Source organism: Psychrobacillus faecigallinarum (assembly GCF_014836595.1).
Lineage (GTDB): Bacteria > Bacillota > Bacilli > Bacillales_A > Planococcaceae > Psychrobacillus > Psychrobacillus faecigallinarum.
This window is the reverse complement of the sequence record NZ_JACSQO010000007.1, coordinates 152,445-162,827: the sequence shown is the minus strand read 5'-3', so window position 1 is coordinate 162,827 and position 10,383 is coordinate 152,445. Positions and strand designations below refer to the sequence as shown.

Below are 10,383 nucleotides of genomic sequence, written 5' to 3'. Positions count from 1 at the left end.
TAAACAATCTACTTTTGAGATAGGTTAGGAGAAAACTATGGAAATAAGGCAATTAAGATACTTTAAAGAAGTCGCAGAACGAGAACATATTTCGGAAGCGGCGATACATTTACATGTTGCTCAGTCTGCGGTTAGCAGACAAATAGCTAATTTAGAGAATGAGTTGGGAGTAGAATTATTTGAGCGAATAGGTCGCAATGTTAAATTGACACCAATAGGGAAGATCTTTTTAGAGCATAGCCTTTCAGCTCTTCAAGCTATAGACTATGCAAAAAAACAAATTGACGAATATTTGGATCCTGAAAAAGGGACTATTAAAATCGGTTTCCCCACTAGTTTAGCCGGCCATTTATTACCGACCGTTATTTCTGCCTTTAAAAAAGAGCATCCGAATGTGGCTTTCCAATTAAGACAAGGCTCTTATGATTATTTAATAGATGCAGTAAAAAATCGAGAAATTAATATAGCATTTTTAGGACCGCTCCCTCCGAAAGATTATTCTATTAATACCACCATATTGTTTACGGAAAACTTTTCCGTGCTAGTTCCTGTAAATCACCCTTTAGCAAAGAAGGAGAAGGTTCCCTTGATTGATTTGCGAAATGAGGACTTTGTTTTATTCCCTAAGGGATTTGTATTACATAAGATTATAATAGACGCATGTAATTCACTTGGATTTACACCTAAAAGTTCCTCAGAGGGTGAGGACATGGATGCTATTAAGGGATTGGTTGCCGCTGGGATCGGTATAACACTTTTGCCTGATAGCACCTTTTATGACTCTATTCCTAGGTTTACGGTTAAGATCCCACTGTATTCTCCTCCTCTTCAAAGAACAGTTGGCATGATTAGCCCGGTCACGAGGGATTTATCCCCATCTGAGAAGGTATTTCATGATTTTACTGTGAAGTTTTTCAAATTGCTTAACCAATATCAATAATGTACTCAAACAGGTTATTTTTTCTATAATTTATATTTTCATGGTAAAATAAAGCAAATAATAATGGAAGAATGTGAGGGAATAATTTGAAAGAGATGAATGGTAAAAGTGAGTTTTGGGAGTGGTTTAGAGCGATTGGAATTGCTGTTATATTTGCTTTTGGAATTCGATATTTTTTGTTTACACCTATCGAAGTAGAAGGTGCCTCTATGCTCCCCACTTTTGAAAGTGGTGACAAAGTCATGGTCAATAAAATAGGGCCGAAATTAAGTGACTACGAGCGATTTGATGTAATTGTTTTTAAAGTGGATGCGGACACTAATTATATTAAGCGAGTTATAGGCATTCCTGGAGACCATATTTCTTATAAAAACGATGAGCTTTTAATAAACGGGACTAAGTTCGATGAGCCATATTTAGATGAATTTAAAAAAGAGTTATTAGATAATGGCACGCTCACGGAGGACTTTACACTTGAAGAATATTTGGGAGAAGTAGTCGTACCAGAGGGTTCCTTGTTCGTCCTAGGTGACAATCGGCGTTTCAGCAACGATAGCAGAAATCCCAGTGTCGGATTTGTACCTATTGATATCGTTTTAGGAAAGGTGAACATGACAATTTATCCTTTAGAAAATTTTAGCTATATTAAATAATAGACCTAGAGCTGAGTATACAAGATTTTTGCATTGCAAGGCTTGCGAAAAACTAAGCTCCTAAGCACCTTGAAAAGCAATTGCGTGAAAAGCTAAATAAAAATTATAACAGAGATCAAAATATGCTTTATATATTAAAAGGGAGAAAATCATCAATGATTTTCTCCCTTTTTACTCTTACTTAACTTTATTATAAAATTCGATGAAATTATTTACTACTTTATCTAGAAAATCGATTGTTGCTTGATCAGTCACTTCATTTTGTTCATTCAATTTTGTATGAATTGCCCCTACATACACTTCGTTTCCTGGAAGTAGCTGTGGTTGGAGATTCGGATTAGATAGTATCTCACGAAGGTGCATTTGAGCTCGAACGCTTCCTAGCACACCCATTGAAGAGCCGATGATGAAAGTTGGTTTACCAACTAAATCATTTCCACTACGTGATAACCAATCTATTGCATTTTTTAAAGCACCAGGAATAGAGAAATTATATTCTGGTACAGCAAAAAGCACCGCATCCGCATTACGAACATTCTTTTTAAATTCAATCGCACCTTGCGGAGGATCATTCTCAATATCAGCATTAAACATTTCTACTTCATTGATAGAAACAAGCTCAATAACTAACTTATCCGCATAACGCTTCTTCATATACTCCACTAATTTACGATTGTAAGACTCTTTTCTGTTACTTCCAATAATAGCTGCTACCTTGATTGACATATCCATTCCTCCTAAAACTATTAAAAATCATGCAAAAATTTCAAACCCAAATCATTTTGTTAGTATATCACGCACCCACTAAAATATGCTGAAAATTTGCTCATAAAAATAGTGTTACAGGTGCCTGGCACCTGTAACACTATTGAAATAAAAGTTCCTATTTTTTCTTCTCTATTTGCAACTAACTTCCTCTATTAAAAAAACCTTTTTTAAGCGTATTTATTACGAAAATTGCAACTATATTATATTAGAATATTAGCGTTTGTATATTAAAATAATTTGTTTATATTACAGGTGCCAGGCACCTGTAATATACCAAACACTTGAAATATACCAGACACATAAAATATAAGAAGCAATGTTCTAGTATTCTATTAGCCTACTATGGCATTGGCTATGATTAGCATGATTAAAGAGGTACCCCAAGCAATGGTTGTAGGTACGGACCATACTAGAATTTGTTCTTTTAGTTTAGTGATTCCTAACATACGGTTAACAACCCAGAACAGGGAATCATTGAAGTAAGAAAATAACATTGCACCTAGTGCCGCCGCTTGGGCCGCTAAGGCTAGATTAACGTCAAGATTGGCTAAAATTGGAGCAGAGATTGAAGCTGCTGTAATCATAGCAACAGTCCCACTACCTTGTATTAATCGTACAATAGACGCTATAAAGAAAGGCACTAATATAGCAGGCAAAGGCAATCCAGCAATTATTTCAGCTAAATAGTCCCCTGTGCCACTGTCACGCAATACTGTTCCTAATGCACCACCAGCACCTGTAACTAAAAGGATGATACCCGCCGTAGTCATTCCTTCTTCCATTCTCTCTAAAGCCTCTTCTTTTTTCATTTGATTAGCCAATCCATAAATTGCGGCAACTAACCCAAGTGCTAAAGCGATAATTGGTTGTCCTAAGAATAGTACATATTCCCAGAACCCTCCTGTTATTTCTAAAGCTGTTAAAGTGGTATTTAAGAATATTAATATGATTGGCAATAATATCGGTAAAAAAGATATGAAAAACGATGGTAGCTCTTTTTCTCTGTCAGCAGAAGCTGCTAAAAAATCATTGTATACCATTTCAGACGAATCTTTACGAATAAATCCTTCTCCATCTTCTTCTGGAACTTGGTATATTCGTTTTCCAATCCATTTTGCATAAAGAACACCTATTATAATTATCGGAATAGCAAATATTAATCCCCAGAAAATCATTTCACCTATATCTACTCCAAAAATACCCGCTACCCCTAAAGGACCTGGAGTTGGTGGAACCGCATGGTGAGTTGCTGCTAACCCTATCGCTAATGCAACCCCCAATGTAACTACAGATTTCCCTGTTTTACGTGATAATGACTTTACTAAAGGATTTAAAATGACGAAGGCCGAATCTACAAAAATAGGAATAGATACGAAATAACCAGCAATGGCCATTGCCCATTCTTCCTTCTTCTTTCCAACTACTCGAATTAACGTGTAAGCTAGCTTTTCAGCGGCTCCCGTTACTTCTAAAATCCTCCCCATCATTACCCCTAGCCCTACAACGATCCCTATAGAAGCTAGCGTGTTACCAAAACCAGAAGTTATAGAGTTAACTACCTTTAAAGGCTCCATTCCTCCAATAAGCCCAGTTACAGAAGCGGCAATTAGCAACGCTAAAAAAGCATGAATTTTAGTTTTTAACACAAGCAAAATTAAAACCGTTACACCAATAACTAACCCCAACAACATTTGCATTTCTAAACCCATTCTTGAAACCCCTTTCAATTATGTATATTTAAATAGAAAAGGGGAATCCCCTTTTCTAGAATTACAAAACTTACAAAGACTCACGAGTAAATTTAGGCGCATACTCTGCAGCAAGCTTGATACACTCAAACATACTCACTTCTGATGCAATGTTTTTCCATGCAATATCAAACGCGGTCCCGTGGTCTACAGAAGTGCGCAAGAATGGTAGACCGTTCGTAATAGAAATAGTACGATGGAAATCGGTCATTTTCGCTGCAATATGGCCTTGATCGTGATATAAGGAAAGAACCGCATCATATTTTCCATTAAGTGCTTGGAAGAATACGGAGTCAGCAGGAACTGGTCCATATGCATCAATTCCATCTGCTTTAGCAAGCTCGACGCCTGGTTTAATCTCTTCTACTTCTTCCATCCCAAACAAACCACCCTCACCTGCATGGGGATTTAACCCAGCAACAGCTAATTTACGAGTTTCAACACCTAAACGCTGTAAAGCTTGGTCACATCTGTTCAAATAATCGCGTACACGCTCTTTAGTCATTTGTTTAATAGCGTCAGCAACAGATAAGTGGCGAGTTAAGAAGAAAATACGCATACCATTTACTTGGAACATTGTTAATGGATCCGGAGAGCCACCAAGGTCTTCTAGCATTTCCGTATGGCCAATGTAAGGAACATTAGCTGCTTTTAAAGATTCTTTGTTGATAGGAGTTGTTGCCAATGCTTTAACTTCCCCAGCCATAGCTAATTCCACTGATCGTTTGATAAATTCGAAAGCCGCTTGTCCATTTTGAGCAGAAACGCTCCCAGGTTCAAAAGATTCTAAATCAATATTATTCAAATCAATAATATCAATTGTTCCAAATTTATAAGAACCATCTATTGGAGAGGCAACCACGTTTACATTTAAGTCCACCCCAGTAACTTCAATTGCTTTACGAATAATTTTAGCGTCACCTACAACTAGTGGTTTACACATAGAATAAATCTCTTCTTTAGCTAAAGATTTCACTGTAATTTCTGGTCCTATCCCTGCTGCATCTCCCATAGGTATTGCAATAATTTCTCGTGTTGTCATATTAGAACACTTCCTTCTTCTTTTTTGTTTGTTAAAAATCTTACGCATTTGTAGATAGAATATTTATCTCCTACCATCCCGCCCTTAGTAATCACGGGAATACCATCAAATGTACCACCTATAAAATGGCCATAAGCAGCTAAGGGAATGACTTCATCCTGCAAGCCTATCGCTGCAGCATCACTCACAGCACAAATAGCTGCCGTTACATCTCCTCCACTTGAGAAAGTACCATCTATTTGATGTTTTGTCTGCTGAACCACATTGTTTGTTACTCTAGCAAGCCCCTCTGTTAAACGCTTTGCCAGTTTTTCTTCCGTAACGCCCTCTTTCAATGCTATATCAGCTAGGTTCAGCTTTTCTGTTCCAGGCGCATAGGTAGTAATGATTAATACTTCTTGCGCCTCTAGTTTATTCAATGCTTCTTCCGTTGCACGATCAATTTCTTTCTCCCAGGAGCTACTTACCGATGCTAAAGCGCTAGCACGCACATATACTGGATCTGCATTTTTCTTATCAATTAAATAATTCAGCTGTCTACCAGTTAATGGAGTAATACTACCAACAGTCACGATGAATTTATTTGTTTGAACATGTTGATGGGCTTTCATTCTTCCAAAAGAGGCAGAGAGTGGACCTGGGTCTACGGGGATAAAATGAATTCCATCTATGGAAGCCATCGCCTCGGCAATATTGTCAATTTCTTCATTTGTCACTGCATCAACTACTATAATGCGATTCATCGCTTCAATTTGCTTCATTAACTGTAATTGTATTGCCTCTTTACCCTTTAAAACTGTGCCAAGCCCCACATGACAAACAGGAAGTTGGCTTTGGTTTTCCATAATAGTAGGGACATGAGAGATACTTATTGGATTCATAGGATCTTTAGCGACATCAGTTGCTTCCACAGGTACCCCATTTACTAAAAGATAGCCACCTGAAACTACTCGACCTGAATCTGGGTAAGAAGCAACAACAACCGCTACGGAGTTTCCACCGATGGCATTCAGTAAAACATCGGTCTCTACTCCGAGATTACCTCTCACAGTACTATCAATTCGTTTACCAATAACACTTGCTCCCCAAATTGTTAGTTGCTCATATGCCTTCAAAACACGTTCTTCTGCATTAGAAGGAGAACAATATCTACTATCTGTATCTATGCTAATAGAGGTAAAATCACTATTTAATGGCACCTCTCCACCAAAAACAACTGTAGCACTCATGAAACCATTTTTTGCCAGGCGGACTCCAGTAGCATTTGCTCCTGTTAAATCATCTGCAATAATGCCTATCTTCACTTTGTCACTCCCTTTATAAAAGTAGATTTCTCTTTATAAATCTCTTCTACTTCCTTAGAAATAGTGCTATCCGTTATAATTCCTGTTACCGAATCCACACCAGCTATTTTAGCAAATGCTTTTTTCCCAAATTTATGTGCATCTACAGTTAGGTAAACCGCCTCACTTACGTTTATCATCTCTTTTTTAATAGATGCTTTCTCAAAAGTTGCAGAAGTTATACCGAGAGAAGCATGCACAGCATGTGCCCCAAGGAACAGAATATCTACATGTATGTTTTTTAGCATTTGCTCAGCGTAGGATCCAAGTATTGCACCGACACCATTCTGGATCTTTCCACCAAGTAAAATAACTTCTAAATTAGAATCTGTTAATTCAGCTGCAATCTTAATATCATTTGTAACTACTGTGATATTCGTCCGTGATTTCAATAGCCTTGCAATTTCTAATGTAGTTGTTCCTGAATCCAACAAAATTCTCATACCGTCTTTTACTAAGCCAACGGCAATTTGTGCAATCTCTTTCTTTTGTATATGAGCTTCTGAAAGCTTTTGTTCATATGATTGTTCCCCTATTATCGCTTGAGGTAGCGCAGCGCCACCATGAGTTCTTATCAATTTCTTCTGCTTTTCTAATTCGTCCAAATCTCTTCGTATAGTCATTGCAGATACTCCTAAAAGGTCTACAAGCTCTAAGATTTCAACCTTCCCCTTAATAGAAAGCTCATCGATAATTTTCTTTTTTCTGTTAATTGGAAGCATGAATTCATCCCCTAAATACAAATAAAATGTTAACTATGAACATATTATGTTCTAATCGAACATTTTTGTCAATAAAATATGTTTGAAATTATCAAAGTGTAATGTAAAATTTCGTTAGTGTTTTATTATTTAGAATTATCAAAAATAAATCGTGGGTTTATCACTGTAGTGTGTTAAAATATACTGATAATTAGATTTAGGAGGTCATATCATGCAAATGGCGGATATCAAAACACTTCAAATTGAAGATGTGCTAAAAGCGCACCAATTTCTTAAAGAGGTAGTTATACATACACCTCTTCAAAAAAACGACTATCTATCTGAAAAATATGAAGCAAATATTTACTTTAAACGCGAAGATTTACAACATGTTCGTTCGTTTAAACTCCGCGGTGCTTATTATAAAATTAAAACCATTGAAGAGATCGCTCGAAAGCAAGGAATAGTCTGTGCTAGTGCAGGTAATCACGCCCAAGGAGTCGCTTATGCCTGTGCTCACTTAGGTATTTCCGCTAAAATATTTATGCCTCTAACCACTCCTAGACAAAAAATTGAGCAGGTAAAAATGTTTGGCCGGCAATACGCAGAAATTATCCTAACTGGGGATACATTTGATGATTCCGCTAGTACTGCAACTACTTATGCAGAACAAGAAGGCCGTTTGTTTATTCATCCATTTGATGATCTAGATATCATTGCTGGTCAAGGTACAGTGGCTGTGGAGATTATGAATGATATTGATGAGGAGCTTGATTATGTTTTTTCTAGTATTGGTGGTGGAGGTCTCATCTCTGGAGTTTCTTCTTATATAAAGAACCTATCCCCCAACACTAAAATTATTGGTGTAGAGCCTTCAGGTGCTGCAAGTATGAAAGCTGCCATAGCTAACAAAGGACCAATTGTTCTTGATGCAATTGATAAATTCGTTGACGGGGCAGCTGTTAAGTGTGTAGGAAAGCTAAACCACGAGATTGTTTCTAAATATGTGGATGACATCACCCTTGTCCCAGAGGGGAAGGTATGTACAACTATTTTGAGCTTATACAATAAACACGCTATTATCGCAGAGCCTGCAGGGGCATTATCAATTGCAGCACTCGATTCTCATAAGGAACAAATAAAAGGTAAGTCCGTCGTATGTATTATTAGCGGAGGAAATAATGACATTGGCAGGATGCAGGAGATTAAGGAAAAATCGTTATTACATGAAGGGCTCCTATATTACTTTATCGTTAGCTTTCCACAAAGAGCTGGTGCACTAAGACAATTTCTTGATAAAGTACTGGGTCCAGACGATGATATCACCACCTTTGAATATACCAAAAAGAACAACAAAGAAAGTGGACCGGCGTTAGTCGGCATTGAATTAAAAAGAAGTGAGGATTATTTAGAGCTTCTCTCACGTATGAATGAGAATGGCTTTTTCTTTAAGGAAGTTAATAAAGATAGCACACTTTTTGATCTATTAATTTAAGTGAGAATCCAACTATATCAACGTTTTAGATAGTTTTACATTGACTAATAATGTTCACATTCCTATAAGAATAATAAAAAGTTACATTCAAATTCTAGCATTCTCACCCACCCTTTGATATAATAATTCTTGTATTATAAAGATTCTAATCTAGGGGGAAAAAGAATGACTGAAAAACAAAACAATAAGCTGACAACTGCAGCTGGCGCACCAGTAGTAGATAACCAAAACTCACAATCTGCTGGTAGAAGAGGTCCTCTTTTACTACAAGACGTATGGTTATTAGAAAAACTAGCACACTTTGATAGAGAAGTAATTCCAGAGCGTCGTATGCACGCAAAAGGTTCAGGTGCTTACGGTAAATTTACTGTGACTAATGATATTACTCAATATACTAGCGCTAGTATATTCTCTGAAATCGGTAAAGAAACAGATATGTTCGTACGTTTCTCAACTGTAGCTGGTGAACGCGGAGCTGCAGATGCGGAACGAGATATCCGTGGATTCTCTATGCGTTTCTATACAGAGCAAGGTAACTGGGATTTAGTTGGTAACAACACTCCAGTATTCTTCTTCCGTGATCCACTTAATTTCCCAGATTTAAATCATGCTATTAAACGTGATCCACGTACTGGTATGCGTAGTGCTAATAGCAACTGGGATTTCTGGACATCATTACCGGAAGCACTTCACCAAATTACAATCGTAATGAGTGACAGAGGACTTCCAAAATCTTACCGTACAATGCACGGATTTGGTAGCCATACATTCAGTATGATCAATGCTAACAATGAACGTGTCTGGGTTAAATTCCATATGCGTTCTCAACAAGGTATTGAAAACTTAACTGATCAAGAAGCAGTTGAAGTGGTTGGTGTTGACCGTGAAAGTCATCAACGTGACCTATACGACAATATCGAAGCTGGTAATTTCCCTAAATGGAAAATGTATATTCAGGTAATGACGGAAGAACAAGCTAATAATATGCCTTATAATCCTTTTGATCTAACAAAAGTTTGGTATAAAAAAGACTTCCCACTTATCGAAGTTGGTGAATGGGAACTAAACCGTAACCCTGAAAATTATTTTGCAGAAGTAGAGCAAGCTGCTTTTACACCAGCTAACGTAGTACCTGGTATTAGCTTCTCCCCTGATAGAATGTTACAAGGTCGTTTATTCTCTTATGGCGATGCTCAACGTTACCGCCTAGGTGTTAACCATCACCAAATTCCTGTTAACAAACCTAAATGTCCTGTACACTCTTTCCATAGAGATGGTGCTATGCGTGTAGATGGTAACTTAGGTAGTACATTACCTTATGAGCCTAACAGCTATGGTCAATGGAAGGAACAACCTCAATTCAAAGAGCCTAGTCTAGCACTTCAAGGAGATGCTGGTATTTGGGAATTCCGTGAAGATGATGACAATTATTTCGAACAACCAGGTAAATTGTTCAATCTAATGACCCCAGAAAAACAGCAAGTATTATTTGAAAACACTGCTCGTAATATGAATGGTGTAGAAGATTTCATTAAAATCCGCCACATCATCCATTGCTATAAAGCAGATCCAGCTTATGGTAAAGGCGTTGCTGCGGCAATGGAACTTCCATGGGAAAAAATTGAAGAAGTTATGAATGTTACTGCTACAGTATAAAGTAAAAAGCTATCCCTCGGGATAGCTTTTTCTATTG

General features: G+C 37.3%; 9 protein-coding genes. 4 read left to right on the top strand and 5 right to left on the bottom strand.

What is annotated here, in order from left to right; translation table 11 throughout:
* Positions 1-37 precede the first annotated feature (37 nt).
* Together H9650_RS14090 and lepB are read left to right on the top strand one after the other, a co-directional pair.
* Complete coding sequence (locus tag H9650_RS14090) at positions 38-940, top strand: LysR family transcriptional regulator (RefSeq protein WP_151110094.1); 903 nt, start codon at positions 38-40, stop codon at positions 938-940.
* Between the two features lie 95 nt (positions 941-1,035).
* Positions 1,036-1,593: a signal peptidase I gene (gene lepB / locus H9650_RS14085; protein WP_151113690.1), complete on the top strand. Its 558-nt coding sequence runs from the start codon at positions 1,036-1,038 to the stop codon at positions 1,591-1,593.
* 177 nt (positions 1,594-1,770) lie between these two features.
* On the opposite strand, the gene H9650_RS14080 is transcribed toward lepB, so the two are convergent.
* The 5 genes from H9650_RS14080 to H9650_RS14060 form a co-directional block, all read right to left on the bottom strand.
* Entirely contained in the window at positions 1,771-2,319 is a 549-nt protein-coding gene (locus H9650_RS14080) for an NADPH-dependent FMN reductase (RefSeq protein ID WP_186318081.1), read from the bottom strand.
* A gap of 374 nt (positions 2,320-2,693) precedes the next feature.
* Entirely contained in the window at positions 2,694-4,070 is a 1,377-nt protein-coding gene (locus H9650_RS14075) for a GntP family permease (RefSeq protein WP_191697478.1), read from the bottom strand.
* A gap of 70 nt (positions 4,071-4,140) precedes the next feature.
* Positions 4,141-5,151, bottom strand: coding sequence for a 4-hydroxythreonine-4-phosphate dehydrogenase PdxA (gene pdxA, locus H9650_RS14070; RefSeq protein ID WP_144536781.1), 1,011 nt, complete (start codon positions 5,149-5,151; stop codon positions 4,141-4,143).
* The gene (locus H9650_RS14065) at positions 5,148-6,455 is read right to left on the bottom strand and encodes a four-carbon acid sugar kinase family protein (RefSeq protein ID WP_191697477.1); all 1,308 of its coding nucleotides are present in this window, start codon (positions 6,453-6,455) and stop codon (positions 5,148-5,150) included. Before H9650_RS14065 ends, pdxA begins: the two co-directional genes overlap by 4 nt.
* Complete coding sequence (locus tag H9650_RS14060) at positions 6,452-7,216, bottom strand: DeoR/GlpR family DNA-binding transcription regulator (RefSeq protein WP_191697476.1); 765 nt, start codon at positions 7,214-7,216, stop codon at positions 6,452-6,454. The genes H9650_RS14065 and H9650_RS14060 overlap by 4 nt, the downstream gene beginning before the upstream one ends.
* Positions 7,217-7,427: 211 nt before the next feature.
* Between H9650_RS14060 and ilvA the strand changes: the two genes are divergently transcribed.
* A complete protein-coding gene (gene ilvA, locus H9650_RS14055; RefSeq protein WP_191697475.1) occupies positions 7,428-8,690 on the top strand; it encodes a threonine ammonia-lyase IlvA in 1,263 nt (420 codons plus the stop codon).
* Between the two features lie 165 nt (positions 8,691-8,855).
* Positions 8,856-10,346: a catalase gene (locus tag H9650_RS14050; protein WP_154310910.1), complete on the top strand. Its 1,491-nt coding sequence runs from the start codon at positions 8,856-8,858 to the stop codon at positions 10,344-10,346.
* The last annotated feature ends 37 nt before the right edge of the window (positions 10,347-10,383 follow it).

Excerpts from the sequence above, each read along its gene's own strand:
- ilvA (WP_191697475.1), top strand. The coding sequence starts at position 7,428 with ATGCAAATGGCGGATATCAAAACACTTCAAATTGAAGATGTGCTAAAA.
- H9650_RS14080 (WP_186318081.1), bottom strand. The coding sequence starts at position 2,319 with ATGTCAATCAAGGTAGCAGCTATTATTGGAAGTAACAGAAAAGAGTCT.
- pdxA (WP_144536781.1), bottom strand. The coding sequence starts at position 5,151 with ATGACAACACGAGAAATTATTGCAATACCTATGGGAGATGCAGCAGGG.
- H9650_RS14075 (WP_191697478.1), bottom strand. The coding sequence starts at position 4,070 with ATGGGTTTAGAAATGCAAATGTTGTTGGGGTTAGTTATTGGTGTAACG.
- lepB (WP_151113690.1), top strand. The coding sequence starts at position 1,036 with ATGAATGGTAAAAGTGAGTTTTGGGAGTGGTTTAGAGCGATTGGAATT.
- H9650_RS14090 (WP_151110094.1), top strand. The coding sequence starts at position 38 with ATGGAAATAAGGCAATTAAGATACTTTAAAGAAGTCGCAGAACGAGAA.
- H9650_RS14060 (WP_191697476.1), bottom strand. The coding sequence starts at position 7,216 with ATGCTTCCAATTAACAGAAAAAAGAAAATTATCGATGAGCTTTCTATT.
- H9650_RS14050 (WP_154310910.1), top strand. The coding sequence starts at position 8,856 with ATGACTGAAAAACAAAACAATAAGCTGACAACTGCAGCTGGCGCACCA.